15 protein-coding genes and 1 pseudogene are annotated in these 23,913 nt (G+C 70.1%); 8 read left to right on the forward strand and 8 right to left on the reverse strand.

From position 1 onward, the window contains the following. Window positions 1-45: 45 nt before the first annotated feature. The 3 genes from recC to recD are packed head-to-tail and all read left to right on the forward strand — an operon-like array spanning window position 46 to window position 8,923. On the forward strand, window positions 46-3,393 hold the full coding sequence (recC, locus tag ABE473_RS03420) for an exodeoxyribonuclease V subunit gamma (protein WP_346488499.1): 3,348 nt from the start codon (window positions 46-48) through the stop codon (window positions 3,391-3,393). Further along, complete coding sequence (gene recB / locus ABE473_RS03425) at window positions 3,390-7,031, forward strand: exodeoxyribonuclease V subunit beta (protein ID WP_346488500.1); 3,642 nt, start codon at window positions 3,390-3,392, stop codon at window positions 7,029-7,031. Before recC ends, recB begins: the two co-directional genes overlap by 4 nt. Then, on the forward strand, window positions 7,028-8,923 hold the full coding sequence (gene recD / locus ABE473_RS03430) for an exodeoxyribonuclease V subunit alpha (RefSeq protein WP_346488501.1): 1,896 nt from the start codon (window positions 7,028-7,030) through the stop codon (window positions 8,921-8,923). The genes recB and recD overlap by 4 nt, the downstream gene beginning before the upstream one ends. Window positions 8,924-8,937: 14 nt before the next feature. On the opposite strand, the gene ABE473_RS03435 is transcribed toward recD, so the two are convergent. The 6 genes from ABE473_RS03435 to ABE473_RS03460 all read right to left on the reverse strand — a co-directional run bounded on the left by ABE473_RS03435 (window position 8,938) and on the right by ABE473_RS03460 (window position 14,605). Then, window positions 8,938-9,333 (reverse strand): hypothetical protein, encoded by a 396-nt coding sequence (locus ABE473_RS03435; RefSeq protein ID WP_088435243.1) that lies wholly within the window; start codon window positions 9,331-9,333, stop codon window positions 8,938-8,940. A gap of 85 nt (window positions 9,334-9,418) precedes the next feature. Next, window positions 9,419-11,476, reverse strand: a complete 2,058-nt coding sequence (locus ABE473_RS03440; protein ID WP_346488502.1) for an FUSC family protein — start codon at window positions 11,474-11,476, stop codon at window positions 9,419-9,421. 3 nt (window positions 11,477-11,479) lie between these two features. Then, on the reverse strand, window positions 11,480-12,937 hold the full coding sequence (locus ABE473_RS03445) for an efflux transporter outer membrane subunit (protein ID WP_346488503.1): 1,458 nt from the start codon (window positions 12,935-12,937) through the stop codon (window positions 11,480-11,482). Continuing rightward, entirely contained in the window at window positions 12,934-13,842 is a 909-nt protein-coding gene (locus ABE473_RS03450) for an HlyD family secretion protein (protein WP_346488504.1), read from the reverse strand. The genes ABE473_RS03445 and ABE473_RS03450 overlap by 4 nt, the downstream gene beginning before the upstream one ends. Then, window positions 13,839-14,048 (reverse strand): DUF1656 domain-containing protein, encoded by a 210-nt coding sequence (locus ABE473_RS03455; RefSeq protein ID WP_019183984.1) that lies wholly within the window; start codon window positions 14,046-14,048, stop codon window positions 13,839-13,841. Before ABE473_RS03455 ends, ABE473_RS03450 begins: the two co-directional genes overlap by 4 nt. A gap of 101 nt (window positions 14,049-14,149) precedes the next feature. After that, window positions 14,150-14,605 carry a MarR family transcriptional regulator gene (locus ABE473_RS03460; protein ID WP_121043644.1) on the reverse strand — a complete coding sequence of 152 codons (456 nt, stop codon included), beginning with the start codon at window positions 14,603-14,605 and terminating at the stop codon, window positions 14,150-14,152. 158 nt (window positions 14,606-14,763) lie between these two features. On the opposite strand from ABE473_RS03460, the gene folE reads away from it, so the two are divergent. From folE to ABE473_RS03480, 4 genes and pseudogenes are all read left to right on the forward strand, one after another. Then, window positions 14,764-15,366: a GTP cyclohydrolase I FolE gene (gene folE / locus ABE473_RS03465; protein WP_019183982.1), complete on the forward strand. Its 603-nt coding sequence runs from the start codon at window positions 14,764-14,766 to the stop codon at window positions 15,364-15,366. A gap of 127 nt (window positions 15,367-15,493) precedes the next feature. Next, window positions 15,494-16,963 (forward strand): DUF3375 domain-containing protein, encoded by a 1,470-nt coding sequence (locus ABE473_RS03470; protein WP_346478949.1) that lies wholly within the window; start codon window positions 15,494-15,496, stop codon window positions 16,961-16,963. Window positions 16,964-17,051: 88 nt separating this feature from the next. Next, window positions 17,052-17,651, forward strand: a pseudogene (locus ABE473_RS03475) (DUF4194 domain-containing protein); the annotation flags it as partial. Between the two features lie 46 nt (window positions 17,652-17,697). Beyond that, window positions 17,698-21,330: an SbcC/MukB-like Walker B domain-containing protein gene (locus tag ABE473_RS03480; RefSeq protein ID WP_346488505.1), complete on the forward strand. Its 3,633-nt coding sequence runs from the start codon at window positions 17,698-17,700 to the stop codon at window positions 21,328-21,330. Between the two features lie 37 nt (window positions 21,331-21,367). Here the strand turns inward: ABE473_RS03480 and ABE473_RS03485 are convergent, their stop codons facing one another. Beyond that, entirely contained in the window at window positions 21,368-22,144 is a 777-nt protein-coding gene (locus ABE473_RS03485) for a TSUP family transporter (protein WP_179460694.1), read from the reverse strand. Window positions 22,145-22,206: 62 nt separating this feature from the next. Here ABE473_RS03485 and ABE473_RS03490 point away from each other — a divergent pair, with 62 nt between their 5' ends. Then, window positions 22,207-22,602 (forward strand): YchJ family metal-binding protein, encoded by a 396-nt coding sequence (locus tag ABE473_RS03490; protein ID WP_346488506.1) that lies wholly within the window; start codon window positions 22,207-22,209, stop codon window positions 22,600-22,602. Here ABE473_RS03490 and ABE473_RS03495 read toward each other — a convergent pair. Beyond that, complete coding sequence (locus ABE473_RS03495) at window positions 22,581-23,888, reverse strand: GGDEF domain-containing protein (protein ID WP_346488507.1); 1,308 nt, start codon at window positions 23,886-23,888, stop codon at window positions 22,581-22,583. The two genes, ABE473_RS03490 and ABE473_RS03495, sit on opposite strands and share 22 nt — an antisense overlap. Window positions 23,889-23,913 lie beyond the last annotated feature (25 nt).

Here is a 23,913-nt window from a genome sequence, read left to right on the forward strand (position 1 = left end):
AGCGCCGACGCTGCGTTCGTGCGCGCGCTGCGGCACACTCCTGCGATGACCGACGCTGCTTCAGACTTCCGCCTGTACCACTCCAACTCGCTCGATGTGCTGGCCGCCCTGCTGGCCACGACGCTGCGCACGCCGGTGCCGGGCCAATCGATCCTGGTGCCGGAGGTGGTGCTGATCCCGCAGGTCGCGATGCGCCGCTGGCTGCAGTCGACCCTGGCGGCCGAGTATGGCATTGCCGCCAATCTTGAGTTCCTCACCCCCGGTGAGCTGGTCGCCCGCGCCCTCAACGCCAACGTGCCCGGCGAACATGACGATCTCAATGCCGAGGGCCTGCGCTGGCGGTTGTACGCCGCCCTGCGCGACCCGGCCTTGATGGCGCAGCCGCCGATGGCGGCCCTGCAGGCCTATCTGTCCGCGGCCGATCCGCTCAAACCGTGGGCGCTGGCCGCCGAGCTGGCCTCGGTGTTCGAGAAGTACCAGGCCTGGCGTCGCGATTGGCTGCTGCGCTGGGAGGCCGGGGCGGCACCGAACGACCCGCAGGCGATCCTGTGGCGGCGTATTGCCGGTGGCGAGCAGTACCGTGCGCGCCGCATCGATGCCTATCTGGCCCGCTTCGAGGGCGCCGGGCAGCCGCTGCCGCAGGGCCTGCCGGCGCGCGTGTTCGCCTTCGCCACGCTGAACATCTCCCCGGACGTGCTGCGGGTGATGGCGACCCAGGCGCGGGTCGGCACGATGCACTTCTATCTGCCCACGCCGACCCAGGCCTACTGGGGCGATCTGCAGACCCTGGGCGAGAAGCTGCGCAGCGGTGCCCCCGATCCGTTCGGCGAGGCGGCGGGCGAGAACCGCCTGCTGCAGGCCTGGGGCGCGGCCGGTCGCGACTTCATGGCGGTGCTGGGCAGCTACGAGGTCGTGCATCCCTCCGGCGAGATCGCCGCCTACGATGATCCCGAAGACGATGCGCGTCCGGACATGGACGACGGTGGCTTGTCCGACAGCCTGCTGCACCGCCTGCAGCGCGACCTGTTCCACCGTCGCGGGCAGCCGGCCGGCGCGCTGCGCGACGGGCTGCGCCATGACGATCCCAGCCTGCAGGTACATGCCTGCCACACCCGGCTGCGCGAACTGCAGGTGCTGCACGACCAGCTGCGCGGCCTGCTCCAGGACCCGCGCTTCGATCCGCCACTCCAGGCACGCGACATCGCGGTGCTGGCGCCGGACATCGATCCCTACGTGCCGTACCTGGAAGCGGTGTTCGGCGGACGCAGCGGGGGCGACGAGCACATTCCGTATGCGCTGGCCGACACCAGCCCACTGGCCGGCGAGCCGCTGGCCGATGTGTTCGTGCATCTGCTCGGGCTCCCGGTCTCGCGCTTCGGGCTGAACGAAGTGCTCGACCTGCTCGCCAGCGCGCCGCTGGCCGAGGCGGCCGGTCTCGATGCCGCAGCGTTCGATCGCCTGCACGATTGGCTGCAGGCCGCCGGCGCGCGCTGGGGGCTGGATGCCACCCATCGCGGACAGCACCAGGCGCCGGTCGACGATGCCTTTACCTGGCAGTTCGCGCTCGATCGCCTGCTGCTCGGCCATGCCAGTGGCAGCGACGGCGATATCGCCGGGGTCGCGCCGTGGCCGGAGCTGGAAGGCAGTGCGCTGGATGCGCTGGACCGCCTGCTCGGCCTGCTGCGCGTGCTGGCGCGCTACCAGAAGGCGTTGGGCGAAGCGATGTCCCCCGGCGAGTGGCGGAAGCGCCTGCTGGGGCTGCTTGATGCACTGCTTCCGACGCCGCCGCAGGCCGCCAACAGCCAGCGCGCGCTGGAGCGCCTGCGCAAACTGATCAACGAGTTCGCTCGCGACGCCGACACCGCCGGCTTCGAGGGCGAGGTGCCGCCGGAGGTGCTGCGTGCGCATTTCGCCGGCGTCCTCGCCCAGGCCGATACGCGCGCACCGCTGCTGACCGGCGGCGTCAGCTTTGGCCGGATGGTGCCGATGCGGTTGCTGCCGTTCCGGGTGATCTGCGTGCTGGGCCTGAACGACGGCGATTTCCCGCGCCGCGACCCGGCCGCCGGGCTCAACCAGCTCACCGCCGAGCTGGGCACCGACAAGCGCCGGCATGGCGACCGCTCGCTGCGCGAGGATGACCGCTTCCTGTTCCTGCAGTTGTTCGCCTCGGCGCAGGACGTGTTCTACCTGAGCTATCTGGGTGCCGACCCGCGCGATGGCAGCGTGCGCGAGCCCTCGGTACTGGTCAGCGAGCTGATCGATGCGGCGGCCGACTACCACCTGGATCCGCCCGCGGCCGCCAGGCAGATGACGGTGCGGCATTCGCTGCAGCCGTTCGCGCCGGCCGCGTTCGGTGGCGGTGAGGAGCCGCGCCGCTTCAGCTACCGCCAGCAGTGGCACCCGGCCGCCGGCTCGCTCGGCGGTGCTCGCCGCGCGCTGGCGCCGTGGTTCGCGCGGCCCCTGCCGCCGATGGAGAGCGGCAGCGCTGAGGCCGACCTGAGCGTGGACGCGCTGCGACGCTTCCTCACCGATCCGGCCAGCCAGTTCCTCTCGCAACGGCTCGGCCTGCGCCTGCCCGACGACGTGGACACCGCCGAAGACGTCGAGCCGCTGGTGATGGCCGCACGCGGCAGCGATACCGCGCTGCTGCAGCAGGCGGTGATCGAGGCCACCCTCGACGAGGATGCCGCGCCGCTGTACCCCCGGCTGCGCGCGCGTGCGCTGCTGCCCTCCGGCGCGCTGGGCGAGCGCCAGTTCGCGCTGCTGCAGGCGCAGACCGAGCCGTACGCGCAGGCCCTGGCTCAGTGGCAGGCCGGTACCGCGGCCGACAGTCGCCGCTACGAGGTGGAGATCGATGGCGTGCGCCTGCACGGCCGGGTCGATGGCCTGCATCCGCACGGCCTGGTGCGCCTGCGCCCGGGCCCGCTCAACGGCCGCGCCGCGATCCGCCAGGGCCTGGACTGGCTGCTGGCCAACGCGGCCGGCGATGCACGCTCGCTGGTCCAGTTCCACGAGGCGGGCGATGACGGGCTGGGCCCGCATACGCTGCCGCCGCTGGACGCCGAGCGCGCGCGCCAGGTCCTGCGCCGCCTGCTGCAGCTGCGCGCTGAAGGCCTGCGCGCGCCGCTGTTGTATGGCCCGTCCACCGGCTGGGTGCTGTACACCGCCGCCGAGGTCAAGCGCGAGGCCGAGGGCCGCGCCAAGTGGCATGGCAGCGACCGCAGCTGGGGCGAATCCACCGGCGCCGGCTACCAGCTGGCGCTGCGTGGCCATGATCCCTTCGCCAGCGCGGACAGTTACCGACAACTGCTGCACAACAGCTTCGTGGTGTTCACCGCGGTGCGCGAAGGCCGGGTGTTCCCGGGCTTCGACGAGGAAGGAGCCCTGCGATGATCGACCACGACCTGCTTGACGATCCCTACCTGGCGTTGCCGCTGGACGGCGTGCGCCTGATCGAGGCCAGCGCGGGGACCGGCAAGACCTTTACCTTGGCCACGCTGTTCACCCGGCTGGTGGTGGAGAAAGGCTGGCGCATCGGCCAGATCCTGGCCGTCACCTTCACCGATGCCGCCACGCAGGAACTGCGCAAGCGCATCCGCGAGCGCCTGGCCTTGGCCGCACAGCTGGTGGAGCGCGTGCCCAGCGAACAGGACAGCCCGGAGGTCGCCTTGACCCGGGTGATCCTGCAACGCCAGCTCGCGCTCGGTGAAGAAACTCCGGCTGCGCTGGCGCGCCGGCTGCAGACCGCGGCCGATGAAATCGACCTCGCCTCGATTTTCACCATCCATGGCTTCTGCACCCGCGTGCTGCGTGAGCATGCCCTGGAGAGCGGACACACCTTCGATCCGCCGACCCTGCTGCCCAGCGAGCGCGAGCTGCACGAGGAGCTCGCCGCCGACCTCTGGCGCGTGCATGCCAACGATCCGACCACGGTCGATGCGCTGACCTGGCTGTGGTCGTCTCCCGAGGCGCTGGCCGGCGATCTCTCCACGCTGATCAAGCCCTTGCCGTTGCTGCCGCCGCGCCCCACCCACAGCGTCGACGACCCGGCGCCGCAGCTGCGGCTCGCCGCGGCGGCCCTGGCCGAGGCGATCGAGGCGCACGCCGAGGACGCGCAGGCACGGATCGCCACCGCCTTCGACCGCAAGGTCTTCGACGGCCGACGTGCCAAACGGCCGAGTTTCGACAAGGCCTTCGGCGAGCTGTCTGCCGGCCGCAGCGCGCAGCACTGGCCGCGCGGCGATAAGAGCCACCTGGGCAAGCTGCTGCCGGTGCAGCTGCTGGCCTTCTGCAAGGACGGCATGGAGGGACAGTGCCCGGTCTCGCCGCTGTTCGATGCGCTGCAGTGCTGGTGGCATGCCGCCGACGCGCGTGAACAGTGGCTGCGCCAGCAGGCCACCGCGTTCCTGCATGACCTGCGCGACGAAGCGCGTGCGCGCCTGGCCGAGCTCAAGCGGATCGGCCGCGTGCAGACCTACGATGACCTGATCGACGGTGTCGCCGATGCACTGGAGGGCCCGCACCGGGCGACCCTGGTCCAGCAGTTGCGTGCGCAGTATGCGATCGCGCTGGTGGACGAGTTCCAGGACACCGACGACCGTCAGTGGGGCATCTTCCAGCGCGTGTTCGGCGATTCGGAGGAGACCCGCGAGGCCGGCCTGGCACCGGCGCTGTTCCTGATCGGCGATCCCAAGCAGGCGATCTACGGCTTCCGCGGCGGCGACATCCACACCTACCTGAAGGCCAAGCGCCAGGCCGACGCAGCGCCCGCGCTGGACCGCAACTTCCGCTCGCGTCCGGCGGTACTGCACGCGATCGAAGCGCTGTACGCCAACGCCGGCGAACGTGCCTTCCTGGAGGCCGACATCGCTTTCGAGCCGGTGCATCCCGGCAGCACCCGGGTGGATGCGGATTTCCTGCGCGATGGGACTCCCGCGCCCGGCCTGACCGTGCGCGTGCTGCACAACACCGAGGGCGGCGACCTCAAGGCCGATCCTTCCCGGCAGCAGGCCAGCGACGCCTGCGTGGCCGCGATCCACCAGATCCTCAGCGAGGCCCGCGAAGGGCGCGCGCTGCTGCGCGGTGCGCCCGTGCAGCCCGGCGACATCGCGGTGCTGGTGCGTTCGCACAAGGAGGCCACGCGCATCCAGCAGGCGCTCGGTGTGGTGGGCATTCCTGCGGTCGCCGCGGGCAAGCAGAGCCTGTACGCCACGCCCGAGGCACACGACCTGCGCCTGCTGTTGCTGGCCCTGCTGCAGCCGGCCGATGAAGGGCGCCTGCGCGCCGCGCTGTCGACCGTGCTGCTCGGCGAAGATGCCGAGGCGATCGACGCGCTGGAACGCGAAGGCGATGCGCAGCGCTCGTTCCAGGTGCGGTTGCTGGAATGGCGCGAGCGCTGGCAGCGCGGCGGTCCGTTCGCGGTGATCGCCGATCTCTGCGCCGAACATGCCGAGCGCCTGCTCGGTCTGCTGGATGGCGAGCGCCGCCTGACCAACTACCTGCAGCTGGGCGAGCTGCTGCAGCAGGCGGCCGGGCAGACCCTGGGCATGCATGGCCTGCTCGACTGGCTGCAGGTGCAGATGGCGCATGCCGACCAGGATGACGAACAGCAGCTGCTGCGCCTGGAATCGGATGCGCGCCGCGTGCAGATCATCACCCTGCACAAGAGCAAGGGGCTGGAGTATCCGCTGGTGTTCCTGCCGTTCGTCGGCATCGGTGGCGGCGCGCCCAACACCGAGGCCAACTGCACGGTGTACGCCAACGGCCGCCGTGAGCTGCACTGGAAGCTGGACAAGGACGACAGCTGGAGTGCGGCCAGCACGCGCAGCGCGCAGGAACAGGAAGCCGAAGACGCGCGCCTGCTCTACGTCGGGCTGACCCGTGCCGAGCACGCGCTGTGGATCGCCGCCGGCGATCTCGCCGGGCTGGCCAGAACCCGCCTGGCGCCAATGTTGTCGGACCTGGAGGCGCTGCGTGCGCATCCGGACATCGCCGTGATCGAGGGCCCGGTGGAACCCCGCCCGGCGCAGCTCGCGTTCGAGCGCGAGGGCGAACTGCCACCGGTACGCGCGCTGACCCGCCGCGTGCCGCACGACTGGTGGGTGTACAGCTTCACCCAGCTGGCGCATGCCGACGCGGGCCATGACACCGATGCGGCCGCGACCGAAGTACCGGCCCCCGCCGCCGACGAACCGGCCGGTGTGGACCTCACGCTGGAGACCGAACAACCGGCCGTGCCCCTGGAAGAGATCGACCCGCGCTTCATGGGCAGCCGCTTTGGCAACGTGCTGCACGATGCGCTGGAAAACACCGACTTCGCGCAGTGGGGCGGATGGCAGGCCGGGCAACCCGCACCCGGCGAGGAAGCCGACATCCTGCGTGCTTCGCTGCGCGCGGAAGGCTATGCCGAGGAAGACCTGGACGATGGCGTGGCCATGTTGACCGCGCTGGTCGGCCAGACCCTGACCGTGCCGCTGCCGGAAGGCGGCGCACTGCACGACCTGCCGGCCGAGGCACGCCGCGCCGAAATCGAGTTCCACTTCGCGATGCAGCCGACCGCGGTCCCGGCATTGCTGACCCTGCTGCACGCGCACGGGCTGGTCCGCGACCGCCATGGCTTCGGCACGCGGCGGCGGCTGGAGGGCCTGATGACCGGCAAGATCGATCTCACCTACGTGCGCGCGGAGCGCTGGTACGTGCTCGACTACAAATCCAACCGCCTGCCCGGCTACGACGCGGCCCGGCTGGCCAGTGCCATGCAGCACAGCGAATACGATCTGCAGGCGCTGATCTACACCGTGGCGCTGCACCGCTGGCTGCGCTTCCGGCTGGGCGCGCAGTACGACTACACGCGCGACATGGGCGGCATCCGCTACCTGTTCTGCCGTGGCCTGGATGCCCGCCGCGAGGACAGCCCCGGCCTGTACGCACACCGCTTCGATCCGGCCCTGGTCGATGCACTGGATGCGCTGTTCGCCGGTGGCGAGCACGCCCAGGCCCGCATGGCCGCGCGCGCACGGGGAGTGGCATGAGCCTGCTCACCACGCTGTACCGCGGCAACGCGCTGCGCACGCTGGACCACGCGCTGGCGCAGAGCCTGCGCCGGCTGCGCCCGGACACGCCCGATGCAGTGCTGCTGGCTGCCGCACTGGCATCGCTGGCGGTCTCGGAAGGGCACGCCGGCCTGGACCCACACCAACCGCAGCGGCTGATCGACGCCGAGATCGAGTGGCCTGCGCCCGACGTGTGGCTGGCGCAGCTGCGCGCCTCGCCGTGGGTGGATGTGCCGGAGACGGATGACGTGGTCGCCGGGGATGCGCCGCTGGTACTGGAGAACGGGCTGCTCTATCTGCGCCGTTACCGCGAGTACGAGCGCCGCCTCGCCGTTGGCCTGCAGCGCATCGCCACGCATCCGCTGGCCGAGGCCGATCCCGGCACCCTGGCCACGCTGTTCGGCCAGCTGTTCCCGCAGGCGCGCGACGGCATCGATCACCAGGCGCGTGCCGCCGCCGTCGCGCTGCGCCATCCGCTGGTGCTGGTGACCGGTGGCCCCGGTACCGGCAAGACCACCACCATCGCGCGGCTGCTGGTGCTGCTGGCCGCACAGGCGGTGCAGGCCGACCAGGCACTGCCACGGGTCGCGCTGGCCGCGCCCACCGGCCGCGCCGCCGAGCGCATGGCCGAGAGCCTGCGCCTGGCCGTGCAGCGGCTGCGCCTGGTCGGCATCGCGCCGGCCCTGTGCGATGCGATGCCGAGCACGGGCACCACCCTGCATCGCCTGCTCGGGGTGATCCCCGATTCGCCGCGCTTCCGCCATCACGCCGACAACCCGCTGCCGTATGACGTGGTGGTGGTGGACGAAGCCTCGATGATCGACCTGCCGCTGATGACCAAGCTGGTCGAGGCGGTCGCCGATGGCAGCCGGCTGGTGCTGCTCGGCGATCCCGATCAGCTGCCCTCGGTGGAAGCCGGTGATGTGCTCAGTGCGATCCTGCGCGCCAGTGGCGATGGCCTGGGCACCCAGGCCGATGATGCGCAGGCATTGCGCGCGCTGCTCGCGTCCGGTGCGCTGCAACCGCTGGCACCGCCACGCCGGTTCGGCGGCCGGCGCGTGCAGCTGCAGCGGGGCTACCGGCAGACCGACGCGCTCGATCTGGCGCCGCTGGCGCATGCCGTGCGCGACGGCAACAGTGCCACCGCACTGGCGTTGCTACGCATGGGCACGTTGGCCGGCGTGCATTTCCACGAAGACCAGAGCGATCCGCTGCAGCACCACCGCGAGCAGCTGCTCGGGCATTGGCGTGGCCTCGGTGACGCAGCCGATCCCGGCGTGGCGCTGGCCAATGCCGGCCGCATCCGCCTGCTCACCGCCGTGCGCGAGGGCCCTCAGGGTGCACGCGGACTCAATGCCCGCATCGAAGCACTGCTGGCCGGTGTGCCGCGCCCGGGCATGGCGCCGGGTTATTTCCACGGCCGGCTGCTGCTGATCACTGAAAACAGCTACCGGCACCGCCTGTTCAACGGCGACATTGGCATCTGCCTGATCGATCGACAGGGCAGCGTGACCGCCTGGTTCCCCGGCGAGACGCCGGATCAACCACGCGGCTTCCATCCAGGCGCGTTGCCCGCACATGAAAGCGCGTTCGCGATGACCGTGCACAAGGCGCAGGGCTCGGAGTTCGATGAGGTCTGGCTGCAGCTGCCGCGACGCGACAACCGCGTACTCTCGCGCGAGCTGATCTACACCGGCATGACCCGCGCGCGGCAGTCGTTGCACGTGCTCGGCAGTGCGGAGGTACTGGAGGCCGCGTTGGCGCGGCATGCCAGCCGTCTGTCCGGCCTGGCCGCACGCCTGCAGGGCGGCGTGGAGGAAACGCTGGCCGACACCGTCGTGACGGCGCCGGCCCAGGGGCAGTTGTTCTAGCCCCGTGTCCGGTCTTACTCCGGAATCACCACGGTGCCATCGGGGAACACGATGGCGCCGTCACCGCTGACATCGAAGAAGCCCAGCTGGTGGGTGTTGGCCAGCACCTGCACCAGGCCGTGCGCGTTCTCGGCCACCTCGTCATCGAACGAGGCGTAGACCACGTGCTGGCCGATGCTGTAGTCGGTCACTTCCGGGCGGTCGTCTTCCTCATCGGACAGCGGGCCGTCCATCGGCGGGTAATGCTCGGCGAGCGCGGCGAAGAACGCCTGCAGCGCCGGTACCGACACCTTCGGGTCGTCGTAGTCGTGCGTCTCGTTCCACTCGGTCTGGGCGTCATACCACTGCAGGAAGGCCTCGGCCTCGCGCGGGGCGACGGCGGGGTCGAACACCATCAGGTCGTAACTCATCGGGACTCACCTTGATCCATGCGCAAATGCATGCGTCAGGATAGCCCTGATCGGCGCGGACCGGCCGGCCCCCCCCCCGGCCGGTTCAGCGCGGCGCGGGCAGGCCGGGTGGACCTGCGGTGGTCTCGGCCGGCGCTGCGGCCACCGGTGCCTCGGGGAACAGCGCATAGCGCAGCCCGATCAGGCCCATCAGGGCCTCATCGCGGGCCTTGCCGGCCTCCACGGTCTGCACGCGCTTGAGCGAGGCCTCCAGCCGGGCCTGCAGCCCGGTGGAGGCGGGCAGGGGACGCCGACGCGCCGCCTGCGCGCGGTAATGGGCCGCCACTTCGTCCAGGATCGCGTCGATCGCGGCCACGCTGGCCGCCGGCAGGCCGTGCCGCGAGCGGCGCAGCTGCAGGATGTTCAGGCCGATCCGCGCTTCGGTGAGCATGTCCACCGAGGCGATGTCGCTGCCTTCCGGCGTGGCCGCGAGGCGCGGTGCCAGCAGGCCGAGCAGATCGAGCATGCGCGCGGCGAACTGCTGGCGGTCCTGCTGGCCGCGGCCCTCGGCCGCATCGGCCAGCGTGTTCCAGCCCTGGCGCACCAGCCGGCGCGCGGTCCACTCGGCACCCACCGAGCGGAACAGCCGCGTCATCACCACCGCAAAGCCGATCCCGATGAACATCGCCACGGCCGAGTTGATGAAGCTCTGGATGTTGGCGCTGTAGGTGTTCTGCACGTTCAGCAGCGCCACCAGGTTCACCGTCAGCGGCAGGCCGATCAGCGCGGTCTTGGGCCGATGCAGCAGCAGGCCCAGCGGCAGGAAGATCACCGCCAGGACCAGCACCAGGCTGCCGAAGTCGTGCACCGCCGGGAAGATCCCGAACAGGTACACGCCGGCCACCAGGCTGGCCACGATGGCCCACAGCAGGAAGGACAGCATGCTCGGCGCGGGATCGTCCTGCGCGGCGAAGAACGCGGCGGCCACCGCGGCCATCATCGCGCCGTTGCCACCGCCTTCCCAGCCGAGCCCGATCCACAGCACGCAGTAGGTCATCAGGGCGACACCGGCACTGGCCGCGGAGAACAGCGCCATGCCGTAATCCACGTGGCGTACGTGGTCCACGCGCTGGGTGCGCACGCGGTAGTGCGCGGTATCGCTCGGCGCGGTGCCTTCGTCGATGGCTGCGTGCAGGGTGGTGCAGTCCTGCCAGAGGTCGACCAGTTCTTCCAGGCGCAGCAGCAGGGTGACCAGCAGCAGGTGATCCAGCTCGCCGTCCACCGCCGGCTTGAGCGCGACGATGCGCGCGCGCAGCGTGGCGTAGGCGCTCGCACTGGATCGGCCCGGCTGCTCCAGCCAGTGCGCCAGATCGGCGATCAACGGCTCCAGCCCGGGCGGCAGCGCGCGGCCACCCGCACGCAGTGCACCCAGCCGGTCGGCGATCGAAGAGAGCACCGGCAGCATCAGCAGCATGCGCTCGCGCAGTCGCTCCATCGAGACCGCCGCACCGGCATGGCGCGGATCGTCACGACGCATGAATTCGATCAGCGCTTCGAACTGCACCAGGTCGGCGGCCAGGCGGTTGCGCGGGCCGTGCGCATGGCCGCGCGTCAGGATCTGCCGGCACCAGTCGGCGGCATCGCCCATCCAGCTGCCGATCCGCGAGCGCAGCATCGGCCGCACCGAGGCGGGAAAGAACAGCGAGGCGAACAGCACGGCCACTACAGTCCCAAGGATGATCTCCTCGCTGCGTGCCACCACGGTGTCGAAGATGGTGTCCGGCGAGGTCACCGCCGGGAAACCGATGAAGGCGGTGGTGTAACCGGCCAGCAGGAAGGCATAGCCGCGCGGGCCGCGGTTGAGCAGGGCGATGAACAGGCACGCGGACAGCCACAGCGACATCGCCGCGCTGAGCAGCAGTGGCGTTTCCACCAGGTGCGGCAGCATCCACAGCGTGGCCGCGCCGGCGATCAGCGTGCCGAGGATGCGGTAGGCACCCTTGGCGCGGGTCGGGCCGAGCATCGGCTGGGTCACGATGTAGACCGTGGCCATCGCCCAGTAGGGGCGCGAGAGGTTGCCGGCCAGCCCGATGTACAGCGCCGCGATCGCCGCCAGGAAGGTCTTGACCGAGAACAACCAGGCCTGTCTGTCCAGCAGCAGCATGGCTTACCTCGCGGCCGTGCCGGTGGCGACGGCGTCGGCATTCCAGCCGCCGCCGAGCACCAGGAACAGCTGGATCTGGTCGCGCGAGACCTGCGCCTGCGCCTCTGCCAGGGTCGCATCGGCGCTGGCCAGGCTGCGGTCGGCATCCAGGCTGGCCAGGTAGGGCGTGCGTCCGCCCTGGTACAGACGGCGGTTCTGGCTGGCGGCCAGGTCGGCCTGCTGCTGCGCCTGCTGCAGGAACTGCAGGCGCTGCAGATCCTGGGCATAGCGGCTCAGCGCGGTCTGGGTTTCGCGCAGCGCCTGCAGCACGCTGTGGTCGAACTCGGCCAGCGCGGCGTCGGCACCGGCTTCGGTGGCGTGGATGCGGGCGTGCGTGCCGGAGGAGGGCAGCGTCCAGGAAATCAGCGGGCCGATCGACCATTGCTGGGTCAGCGGCGTGCCGAAATCTTCCAGCAGGCCGGCCGCACCGACCGAGGCGCCCAGGCGGATGTCCGGGTAGAGCTCGGCGGTGGCCACGCCGATCCGCGCGGTGGCAGCGGCCAGCTTGCGCTCGGCCTGGCGGATGTCCGGGCGGCGTTGCAGCAGCGAGCGGCCATCGCCGATCGGCAGCGCCTGGGCCAGGGTCGGGGCCTGGCTGCAGTCGCTCACGCCCTCGGGCAGCTGGCCCGGGGTGCGGCCGAGCAGGGCGGCCAGCTGGTACTCGGAGGCCTGGCGGTGTGCACGCAGCGGCGGCAGCGCGGCCTGCAGCATCGCGACCTGGGCATTGGCGCGGGCCAGCTCCGGCGGCGTACCGCGGCCGGCCGTGATCAAGCGCTGGGTGACTTCGCGGCTGCGCTGCTGCAGCTGCAGTGAGTGTTCGGCCACGTGCAGCTCATGGTTGGCGTGGCAGATGTCGACGTAGCTGCCGGCCACCTGCGCGACCAGCGACACGCGTGCCAGGTCCATCGCGGCGGCGGTAGCCTGCTCGTCGGCATGCGCGGCCTCGGAGGCGCGCTTGAGCTTGCCGAACAGATCGAACTGGTAGGACACCGCGAACTTGCCGTCGGCCAGGTTGATCGGCGGCAGTTCGTGTTCGAGCAGGAATGATTCGGCCGAGAGCTGCGCGCGGCTGACCCCGGCCTCGGCCTCGTACTCAACGCCACCGGCATCCAGCGCCTGCTCATACACGGCGGCGGCACGGCGCAGGTTGGCATCGGCGACCTTCAGTTCGACGTTGTCGCGCAGCGCCTGCTGCACCAGCGCATTGAGGGTGTCGTCCTGGTACAGCTCCCACCAGCGCGCGGGCAGCGCGGCGCCAGCGGCGACCTGCGGGTTGCCGGTCTCGAGGAAGGCGGCACTCGCCTCCGGCCGCTGGAAAGCGGACCCGGCCGGCACCGCGTAGTCCGGGCCGACGGTGCGGCACGCGGCCAGCGTGGTCAGCGCCAGCCCCAGCGCGATGCGGTGCAGCGCCGGGCGGTTCACAGCGCCGTCCGTGCCGGTTGCGCCGGCGTGGCCGGGGCGGTGTCCGGCTGGATGGTGACCGTGGCGGTACGCCCGGCGATCAGGTTCACCCCGGCCGGCACGCGGTCGATATGGATGCGCACCGGGATGCGCTGGGCCAGTCGCACCCAGTCGAAGGCCGGGGTCACGTTCGGCAGCAGGCTGCTGCCCTCGCTGCGGTAACGGTCTTCGATGCCGGCGGCGATGCTCTGCACGTGGCCCTGCAGCGGCTGCGCTTCGCCCATCAGGCGGATGTCGACCTTCTGGCCGGCATGCACGCCCTGCAGGCGGGTTTCCTCGAAGTAGCCGTCCACGCGGAACGAGCCGGTATCGAGCACGGCCATCACCGGGCGCCCGGCGGTCACGTAGTCGCCCGCGCGCACGGTGCGGTCGTTGACGTGGCCATCGCTGGGGCTGCGCACTTCGGTACGCGCCAGGTTGAGCTTGGCCAGATCCACGGCGGCCTGCGCGGTGGCCATCGAGGCCTGCGCGGCGAGCCGCTTGGCGCGGCGCACTTCGGCGTCCTCGGCGGCGACCAGATCCTGCAGGCTGCGGTCGCGCGCGATCTCGCGGCGCAGCTGGTCCAGCGTGGCACGGCGTTCGCCGAGCGCGGCCTGGGCCTGTTCCAGCGCGATCTCATAGCGCGCGCGGTCGACCACGAACAGCACCTCACCGCGCTTGACCGGCTGGTTGTCGGCGACCTTCACCGCCTCCACCAGCCCGGACACGTCCGGCGCGACCTGCACCACGTCGGCGCTGACGTGCGCATCGCGCGTCCACGGCTCGTCCATGTAGTACGCCCACAGGTGGCGCAGCACCAGCACGGCAGCCACCACGGCCACGACGGTCAACACGACCGGGAATGTCTGCTTGAGGATCTTGTTCACGATTGCATCCAACGCATCAGGGAAAACAACCCGCCGAGCACGATCACGTACACGGCCAGGTTGAACAGGGCGGGGTGCCAGATGTGGCGGTAGGCGCCGGTGCGCTGCAGGACCACGCGCAACCCGCTCTTGAGCAGGTAGGCAAGCAGCATCAGCCCGAGCAGGGTCGGGACGAACACACCATAGAGACTGAATTCACCGTACATCGAGGCAAAGGGTTCACTGGAGAAAGGTAGGCGACGACCGTGGGTCGTCGTACGTCATGCCGTCGCAGTACGACACCGGGCGGTACAACGGGGGAACAGGCTTACGTCACGCGGTCGGCCGCATCGGCCAGCAGCTGCCACAGCTTCAGGACGGTGCGCAGTTCATCCAGGGTCAGCTCGCCGAACACGTCCTGGCGCAGGCCGATCAACTGGGTTTCCAGCTCGCTGACCAGGGCCTCGCCCTTGTCGGTCAGCCACAGCAGGTTCGCGCGGCGGTCGCTGGCGTCGCATTCGCGGCGGACCAGGTCGCTGGCGGCCAGCTTGTCCAGCAGGCGTACCAGCGAGGGGCCTTCCATGCCCAGCTGGTGGGCCAAGGCCACCTGGCGGATACCCCCGCCGGCGCGCCCGATCATCAGCAGCGGCATGGTGCAGGCGGCCGAGATGCCGTAGCTGCCCAGGGCCTGGTCGGCCAGGCGCTGCCACTGCCGCCCTGCATAGAGCAGGCCGGAACTGAGCTGCATCTGCAGCTGGGTACGTTCGTCGAGGGATCGGTTCATCAGAATAGATAGGATACTACTAATTCGCGTCCTATCAATACCCGTGGCACAACCGCGGCCCAATGAGCGCCTGCCAGGGCGGGCCGGGGCGCCGCCGCGCAGGACGCCCGAGGGGTCTGTCGGGTACGATGCTCGCCCCCCTTCGGGTGCTGTATGTAATGAGCAAGCAAGACAACGACGCCAACCCCGTCACCCAGGCCGAGGCCGAATCGGCGGTGCGCACCCTGCTGCGCTGGGCCGGTGAAGATCCGACCCGTGAAGGCCTGCTGGATACCCCGCGCCGCGTTGCCGAAGCCTATGGCGACTGGTTCAGCGGCTACCGCGACGACCCGCGCGCCTACATGGAGCGGACCTTCGAGGAAGTGGCCGGCTACGACGAACTGATCGTGCTGCGCGACATCGAGTACGAAAGCCACTGCGAACACCACATGGCGCCGATCATCGGCCGCGTGCACGTCGGCTACCTGCCGGCCGGCAAGGTCGTGGGCATCAGCAAGCTGGCCCGCGTGGTCGAGGCGTATGCACGCCGCTTCCAGGTCCAGGAAAAGATGACCGCGCAGATCGCCCAGTGCATCCAGGACGTGCTGCAGCCGGTCGGCGTGGGCGTGGTGGTGGAAGGTGCGCACGAGTGCATGACCACCCGCGGCATCCACAAGCGTGGCGTCAGCATGGTCACCTCGAAGATGCTGGGCAGCTTCCGCGAGGACGCGCGCACCCGCGCCGAGTTCCTGCGTTTCATCGAAGTGGGCGGCAAGCGCTGATTCCCCGCGCTGTCGCGCGCGACCGGCAGGTGCTGGGCTTCGGCCCGGCCCTGCGGGTGCGTGCGCGTCCCGTTTCCCTCCCGGCCGCCGCGATCCGCGCGGCCCGTCTTCCTGTCCCCGGTCTCGAATGAAACATCGCGAGCGCATTACCCGTTACCGCCACCTGCGCGAACAGTCGCAGTGGAAGCTGCTGGCGGCCGATCACGCGCCGGAGATCATCGGCCTGCTGCAGAGCCTGCTGATGCAGGACGAGCGCACCCTGTCCACCGCGGTGCTGCACGAACGCCTGCAGCGCGCGCTGGATGACCTCAAGGCCGATGAGCTGTCGCGCGACCTGCCGCGCACCGCACAGGCCTACATCGCGCATTGGCTGGCCCAGGGCTGGCTGGAACGCCGCCTGCCCGAAGGCGCCGACCAGGAACAGTACGAACTGTCCACCCAGGCCGCGCAGGCGATCCGCTTTGCCGACAGCCTGGAGCAGGCGCGCGCCGCCGCTACCGAGAGCCGCCTGGCGCTGGTGATCGAGCAGCTCTCGCAGCTGGCCGCGCTGACCGAATCCAATCCGGATGCCCGCCTGTCCGCGCTGCGCGACGAGCGCGACCGCATCGATGCCGAGATCGCCCGTGTCAGCGGCGGCAAGGTCTCCTCGCTGGACGGCAAGCGCGCGCTGGAGCGGACCCGCCAGATCATCGGCCTGGCCGACGAGCTGACCGAAGACTTCCGCCGCGTGCGCGACGACTTCGAACGCCTCAACCGTGAATTCCGCGAACGCATCATCGATGACGAAGGCGAGCGCGGCGACGTGCTGTCCAAGCTGTTCGAAGGCGTGGACGTGATCGGGGACAGCGACGCCGGGCGCAGCTTCGAGGCGTTCTGGCGCCTGCTCAATGATGCCGAACAGAGTGCCCAGCTCGATGCCGCGCTGGAGACCGTGCTCGCGCGTGGTTTCGCCCGCAAGCTGGACCGCAACGAGCGCACCTTCCTGCGCGGCTTCACCACCACCATGCTCGAGCGTGGTGGCCAGGTCCACGACGTGCTGCAGCACTTCGCACGCAGCCTGCGCGGCTTCGTGCAGAGCCGTGGCTACCTGGAACAGCGCCGCCTCAACCAGCTGCTCAAGCAGGCCCAGGGCGAGGCGCTGGGCCTGCGCGATCACATTCCGGCGCAGCGCTCCATCGGCCGCGACCTGCAGCTCACCACCAGCCGGCTGCGCTCGCTCTCGCAATGGAAGCTGCATGATCCGCGCCAGGCGCAGGTCGATGGCAGCGTGCAGCGCAACGACACCGCCGCGATCTCGCTGGAGAGCGTCGGCGATCTGGTGGCGGCCTCGGAAATCGACTTCCGCACCCTGCGCCGCGACCTGCATGACCTGCTCGGCGCGCAGCCGCGGCTGTCGATCGCACAGGTGCTTGAACACCGCGAGGCCCCGCAGGGCCTCGGCAGCATCATCGGTTACCTCTCCCTTGGCACCCGCCATGGCGAGGTCGCCGCCGACCAACAGGAGATCGCGCAATGGCGCGGCGGCGATGGCCACTGGCGTCGCGCCCGCATTCCGCTGATCTGGTTCACCCAGGAGAAACGCCATGAGCTGGCATGACCATTCCACCGACGCCCCGATCGACGGCGGCGCAGACGAGCACGACGACGAACCGGTCGTGGTGACGCCCGTCCTGCGGCGTAACAATGACGTGTTCTACATGGGCGACACCGGCCGGCTGCCGCTCGATGGCCGCCGCGCGCTGTGCCAGCTGCTGATCGGCCCGAGCATCGACCAGCTGCGCCACGCCAAGCTGTGGCCGGCGCTGCTCCGCAGCGAAGCGGCGATCCGCTCGGCGCTCTCGGACCTGTTCCTGGAACTGGTGCTGGACCGCGAGAGCGGGGTTGCCTTCACCCGCCAGGCCGATACCGAAGATATCGATGCGCCGGTACTGCTGCGTACCTCGCCGCTGACCTTCATCGACTCGGTGCTGCTGCTGCACCTGCGCCAGCAGTTGGCCGAAGCCGATGCGCGCGGCGTGCGCGCGGTGGTCGAGGATGCCGAACTGGCCGAAGCACTGGCCGTGTACGAGCGCCACCTGTCCACCGACCGCGCCGGCTTCAACCGCCGCGTCGCCAGTGCCGTGCAGAAGATGAAGGACAACCACATCCTCACCCGCCTCGGCGGTGACGATGCGCGTCATGAAGTCTCGCCGGCACTGAAACTGATGTTCTCCGCCGAAGATGTCGCCGCCCTGGCGCAGGTGTACCGCCGCCTGCGCGAAGCGCCGGCCGACCTCGACGCCTGAGCGCGCGCCCGCGCGCCGCTGCCCTGCCTGGATTGCTAGCCCTGCCATGACCGTCCACATTCCCGCACCCGCCCTGTTCCCCGGCGACCAGCCCGATCCGCGCGCGCAGCAGTTCCGCATGCGCCGCCTGCAGGTCCACAACTGGGGCACGTTCTCCGGCCTGACCGAAGTGCCGATCGCCGAACGCGGCTTCCTGTTCGTCGGCCGCTCCGGCTCGGGCAAGTCGACCCTGCTCGATGCGATGTCCGCGCTGCTGGTGCCGCCGGCCCTGGTCGACTTCAACGCCGCCGCGCGCGAAGCCGAACGCAGCGGCCGCGACCGCAACCTGGTCTCCTACGTGCGTGGCGCCTGGGCCGACCAGCAGGACAGCGGCACCGGCGAGATCGCCACCCAGTACCTGCGCAAGGGCGCCACCTGGACCGCGCTGGTACTGGAATACCGCAGCAACGACGGCCGCATCGTCAGCCTGGTGCGCCTGTTCTGGATCGCCGGCAACGGCGCCGCCGCGGCCGATGTGCGCAAGCACTACATGGTGGCCGAGCGCAGCTTCGACATCGCACGCGACCTCGGTGGTTTCGACCTGGACCTGCGCAAGCTCAAGCAGCGCCTGGGCGATGTGCATCACTTCGACAGCTTCGCCAGCTACGCCGAACGTTTCCGCCACGTGCTCGGGATCGAGAACGAGATGGCGCTGCGCCTGCTGCACAAGACCCAGTCGGCGAAGAACCTCGGCGATCTGAACGTGTTCCTGCGCGACTTCATGCTCGATGCACCGCGCACCTTCGATGCGGCCGAGCGGCTGGTCGATGATTTCGCCGAACTCGATGGCGCCCACCAGGCCGTGGTCACCGCGCGTCGCCAGGTCGAGACCCTGTTGCCGGCGCGTGGGCATTACGCCGACCTGCAGGCACTGCGCCGCCAGCGCGAAGACCTGGACGAGATGAAGCTGGGCATCGACGGCGTGCGCGAGCAGCGTCGCCTGGCCCTGCTCGAGGCCCGTCTGCTCGAACTGGACACCCGCGACCGCGGTCTGTCCGGGGAAGAAGGCCAGCGCCGCAGTGCGCTGGAGAACCATGAAAGCCACCTCGCCGAACTGGAGGCGCAGCGTCGCCAGCAGGGCGGCGAACGCATCGAAGAGCTGGAACGCGAGCAGGGCCGTGTCGCCCAGGAACGCGACCGCCGCCTCGCCAAGCGCAGCCAGGCCAACCATGCCAGCCGCGAACTGGGGGAAACCCTGGCCGAGAGCGCGCATGGCTTTGCCGAACAGCTCGCTCGCGCACAGGCCCGCCTGGACGACGGCCAGCGCGCCGCGGCCGAACTGGATGAGGCCATCGCCGAACGCATGGGGGGCAAGCGCGACGACGAGCGCCGCTTCGCCGAGGTGCGTTCGGAACTGGACGCGCTCAAGCGCACCCCGTCCAGCATTCCCGCGCCGATGCAGCAGCTGCGCGCGCGGCTGAGCAGCGACACCGGCATTCCCGAAGCAGCGCTGCCGTTCGTGGGCGAACTGCTGCAGGTCCGCGACGAAGACGCCGCATGGCAGGGCGCCATCGAGCGCGTGCTGCACGGCTTCGCGCAGTCGCTGCTGGTCGATGAGCGCCACCACGCCCAGGTTTCGGAGTGGATCAACCAGACCCACCTTGGTACCCGCCTGGTGTATTACCGGGTGCGCCGCAACGACGATGCGCTGCACGGCCGTGAGCCGGGCGCGCGTTCGCTGCTGCACAAGCTGGAGCTGCGCGAGCACGGCTATGCCGGCTGGCTGCGCCGCGAGCTGGGCAAGCGCTTCGACTACGAATGCGTGGATGCACGTCATCTGCGCGACACCGACCGCGGCATCACCAAGGAAGGCCAGGTCAAGCACCCGGGCGAGCGCTTCGAGAAGGACGATCGCCACAACATCAGCGATCGCCGTCGTTGGCTGCTCGGCTTCAACAACCGCGACAAGCTGGACCTGTACGAGCGCGAAGCGATCGAACTGGCCCAGCGCATCGCCGCCTGCGACAGCGACGTGGCCGGCCTGCGCGCGCAGCGCGAACAGGACGGCAAGGCCCGCCTGGCCTGCCATCAGCTGTGCACGCTGGGCTGGGACGAGATCGATGTGGCCGCACCGCTGCAGCGCCTGGACGATATCGCCCAGGCCCTGCACGACCTGCGCGAAGGCAATGCCGATCTGCGCAGGCTGGGCGAACAGATCGAGAAGACCCGGGCCGATGTGGCCCAGGCCAAGCGCACCTATGAAGACGTGCGCGTGGAGCGCGGCCAGCTCGGCCGTGAGCACGAACGCCTGGAACGCCTGCACGAGCAGTGCGCGCCGCTGGCCAAGCGCGTGGTCACGCCGCTGCAGCAGCAGGGCCTGGACGAACGCGTCAAAGCGCTCGGCGTGCTCAGCCTGGAAAACCTGGAAGCCCACTTCCGGCAGATCAGCAACACGCTCAACGAACAGCTCGGCGGTTCCCAGGCCGAACACAACCGCCTGGAGAACCTGCTGCTCGGCTGCTTCCGCCGCTACTGCCAGGCCTGGCCGGAAGACAGCGGCGACTTCACCGTCAGCCTGTCCAGTGCTGAAGACTTCCTCGCCCGCCTGCAGCGGCTGGAGAACGATGGCCTGCCGCAGCACGAAGCGCGCTTCTTCGATCTGCTGCAGAGCCAGAGCAAGAACAACCTGCTGGCCCTGCAGCGGCACACGGCCGAGGCGCGCAAGTCGATCGCCCAGCGGCTGGACGAGGTCAATGCCTCGCTGGAGCAGGTGCCGTTCAACCGCGGCACCCTGCTGACCATCGAACTCACCGACCGCCGCCTGCCCGAGGTACTGGATTTCCACCAGCGCCTGCGCGACGTGCTGTCCCAGCAGCAGACCGAGCAGCGCGAACTGGCCGAAGCGCAGTTCGCGGTGCTGCGTGAGCTGGTCGCCAAGCTCGGCTCGCAGGAAGGCGAGGACAAGCGCTGGCGCGAGCTGGTGCTGGACGTGCGCCTGCACGTGGAGTTCGTCGGCGTCGAACTCGATGCCGCCACCCGCCAGCAGGTCGAGATCTACCGCAGCGGTGCGGGCAAGTCCGGCGGCCAGCGCCAGAAGCTCGCGACCACCTGCCTGGCCGCCGCGCTGCGCTACCAGCTCGGTGGTGCCGACGGCCAGCTGCCCAGCTACGCGGCGGTGGTGCTCGATGAAGCCTTCGACAAGGCCGACAACGAGTTCACCGCGCTGGCGATGAACATCTTCGACAACTTCGGGTTCCAGATGGTCGTGGCCACCCCGCTGAAGTCGGTGATGACGCTGGAGCCTTTCATCGGGGGGGCCTGCTTCGTGGAAATCAGTGGTCGCCATGATTCCGGCGTGCTGCTGATCGAGTACGACGACGAGGGCCGGCGCCTGAAGCTGCCGGAGCGGGCCCGCGCGGGTGAGACGGCCGCGGTATCGGCACCGGCACCCGCGGCGATCGCGGCGTCTGACGTGGTCGATGCGCCGAAGGAGGTTGCCGACCAGGTGATCGCCGGATCGCCCGCCGGGCAGGCCGACGCCGAGGGGGACGCCGTGGACGCACCGGCACCGGTATCGCGCTCGAAGGTGGCAGCACCCAAGGCCGCGGCCAAGGCGCCGGCAAAGAAAGCTGCAAAAAAGACGGCCACCAAGGCCGCCACCAAGGCCGCCGCGAAGAAGTTGGCCAAGCCGAAGCGCTGAGCCATCGGCGGGTCAGCCCCAGGGCTGGCCCGTCCGGCTAACCGGCGAAGGTATCCCAGCCCATCCGGGCGATCAGCACCACCACCAGGCCGACGAACAGCTTGCGGATGAAGGGCGTGCCACCGCGCAGCGCCATCCGCGTGCCGACCACCGAGCCGATGATGTTGGCCGCGGCCATCGGCAGCGCGAACAGCCACAGGATGTTGCCGGTCGGCACGAAGAACGAGATCGCCGCCACGTTGGTGGCCACGTTCACCACCTTGGAGGCGGCCGACGCACGCAGGAAGTCCAGCCCGAAGAAGCGCACGAACAGGAAGATCAGGAAGCTGCCCGTGCCCGGCCCGAAGAAGCCGTCATAGAACCCGATCACCGCACCGATCGCCAGCGCAGTCACCAGCTCCCTGCGGCCGATCTCGCGCGGGCGGTGCAGGGCACCGAAGTCCTTCTTCCACAGCGTGTAGCCGAGCATCGCCACCAGCAGCACCAGCACCAGCGGGCGGACCGCGTCCTTGGGCAGCAGGCTGACCGCCGTGGCCCCGGCAAACGAGAACACGAAGGCCGTGCCCGCCGCGAACAGCACCGGCCGCCACGGGAAGCGCACATTGCGCGCATAGCGGAATGCCGCAGCCGCGGTACCGAACATCGAACTGAACTTGTTGGTGCCGAACAGCATCGCCGGCGTGTGCTGCGGCAACACTGTGAACAACCCGGGCAACTGCACCAGCCCACCGCCGCCCACGGCGGCATCGACGAGGCCGGCGATGAAGGAAATCGCCACCAACCACAACAGCTCAGGGGGAACCAGCTCAAGCACGGCAACACATCGCGGCAGAAGGCGCGCCAGCATACGCCCGCCCATCGCGCGACAATACCCCCATGACCATCGTCCCCTCCGATCCTTGTCCCTGTGGCCGCCCGCTGGCCTACGCCGCCTGCTGCGGCCTCTACCATGCCGGCACCCCCGCACCGGATGCCGAAGCGCTGATGCGTTCGCGCTACAGCGCCTACGTGCGCCACCTGGCCGACTACCTGCTGGCCAGCTGGCACCCGTCCACGCGTCCGGCCGAGCTGTCGCTGGATGAAGCACCCGGGCAGCGCACGCAGTGGCTGGGGCTGACGATCCACGCACATACCCGGTCGGATGCCGATCATGCGCAGGTCCGCTTCACTGCGCGCTACAAGGTCGGCGGCGGCAGCGCGGTGAAGATGCTCGAACACAGCCGCTTCGTCCGCGAAGACGGCCGCTGGTTCTATCTCGACGCAGTGCCCTGAGCGAGCGCGGCCGTGCGCACCGGCACGGTCCCCTGCTGCCCATGCGCGCGCACGCAGTTGCGGCCGGCGTCCTTGGCCGCATACAGGGCCTGGTCGGCGGCCTTGATCACCGCCTGCGGGCTGTCGGCGACCCGGCTGTCAGCCACGCCGATGCTCACCGTCACCTGCACCACCTCGCCGCTGCCCCCGCGTCCGCGCTGCAGCTGCCCTGCCGCATCATCGCGGCTGCGCGCGGCGCGGTCGCGCAGGTGCATGCGCCCGCCCTCGATCCGGGCGCGGATCTCCTCCACCGCCGCCACGCAGGCCGGGGCAGGCCGATCCAGGAACACCAGCGCGAATTCTTCGCCGCCATAGCGGAACGCGCGGCCACCGCCGCCGATGTCGGCCAGGCGCGCGGCCACCAGCCTGAGCACGTCATCGCCGGCGTCGTGGCCATGGGTATCGTTGAAGCGCTTGAAATGGTCCACGTCCACCATGGCGATGGTGTAGGTCGTGCCGACCCGCTGCAGGCACTCGTTCAAGGCCCGGCGCCCGGGGAGGCCGGTCAGTTCGTCGCGGTAGGCCATGTGGAAGGCTTCCTGCAGCATCGCCGAGGTGATCAGCAGCAGGGCCATGCAGCTGACCGAGGGCAACAGCGCGGGCGAGACGAACACCCGCGGCAACATCCACCACAGGCAGAGCAGGGCGACCAGCAGGGCGGTGTGCAGGGGACGCGGCCGGCGCCAGGCCTGCACCGCCAGCGCTGCGGTGGCCACCACGAACAGCAGCGCCGGGAACTGGGCCAGCGCGCTCCAGCCACCGGGCAACCACGCCAGGTGCCGGTCCGACAGCAGCGCCTGCATGCCGTCGGGGCCTTGTGCCGCCAGCAGCAGGAAAATCCCCAGCGCGGCTCCACTGACCACGCCGCGCAGCAGCAGGTCCTGGCGCAGCCGCCCGCGCTCGGGCCACAGCCCGTGCAAGAGGAACAGCAGCGGCAGCCACCAGGACACCGCATGGAAGATCAGCGGGGTCAGCGCCGAGATCGTGCCCTGGCGCAGGAAGGTGCCGACCACGCCGTGCAGCACGGCGAAGGCCAGCGCGATCGCCAGCATCAGGCACACGGCCCGCACGCGGGCGTAGATCAGTCCCAGGCCGACGCCCAGGCAGGCCAGCACCAGCGGCAGCAGGCGGTGCACGGGATTGCCGACCTCGGCCGCCGGCGTGGCGCCCCACAGCCCGACGGCCACCAGCACGGCAGGCAGCACGAACAGATAGTGGCTGGGCTGGCGTAGCAGGTGCGTCCGCAAGTAGGGGTCCAGTGGTGGGCCGGCG

This window comes from Stenotrophomonas sp. TWI700 (assembly GCF_039673645.1).
GTDB lineage: Bacteria > Pseudomonadota > Gammaproteobacteria > Xanthomonadales > Xanthomonadaceae > Stenotrophomonas > Stenotrophomonas maltophilia_AA.

Excerpts from the sequence above, each read along its gene's own strand:
- recC (WP_346488499.1), top strand. The coding sequence starts at position 46 with ATGACCGACGCTGCTTCAGACTTCCGCCTGTACCACTCCAACTCGCTC.
- recB (WP_346488500.1), top strand. The coding sequence starts at position 3,390 with ATGATCGACCACGACCTGCTTGACGATCCCTACCTGGCGTTGCCGCTG.
- recD (WP_346488501.1), top strand. The coding sequence starts at position 7,028 with ATGAGCCTGCTCACCACGCTGTACCGCGGCAACGCGCTGCGCACGCTG.
- ABE473_RS03435 (WP_088435243.1), bottom strand. The coding sequence starts at position 9,333 with ATGAGTTACGACCTGATGGTGTTCGACCCCGCCGTCGCCCCGCGCGAG.
- ABE473_RS03440 (WP_346488502.1), bottom strand. The coding sequence starts at position 11,476 with ATGCTGCTGCTGGACAGACAGGCCTGGTTGTTCTCGGTCAAGACCTTC.
- ABE473_RS03455 (WP_019183984.1), bottom strand. The coding sequence starts at position 14,048 with ATGTACGGTGAATTCAGTCTCTATGGTGTGTTCGTCCCGACCCTGCTC.
- ABE473_RS03460 (WP_121043644.1), bottom strand. The coding sequence starts at position 14,605 with ATGAACCGATCCCTCGACGAACGTACCCAGCTGCAGATGCAGCTCAGT.
- folE (WP_019183982.1), top strand. The coding sequence starts at position 14,764 with ATGAGCAAGCAAGACAACGACGCCAACCCCGTCACCCAGGCCGAGGCC.
- ABE473_RS03470 (WP_346478949.1), top strand. The coding sequence starts at position 15,494 with ATGAAACATCGCGAGCGCATTACCCGTTACCGCCACCTGCGCGAACAG.
- ABE473_RS03480 (WP_346488505.1), top strand. The coding sequence starts at position 17,698 with ATGACCGTCCACATTCCCGCACCCGCCCTGTTCCCCGGCGACCAGCCC.
- ABE473_RS03490 (WP_346488506.1), top strand. The coding sequence starts at position 22,207 with ATGACCATCGTCCCCTCCGATCCTTGTCCCTGTGGCCGCCCGCTGGCC.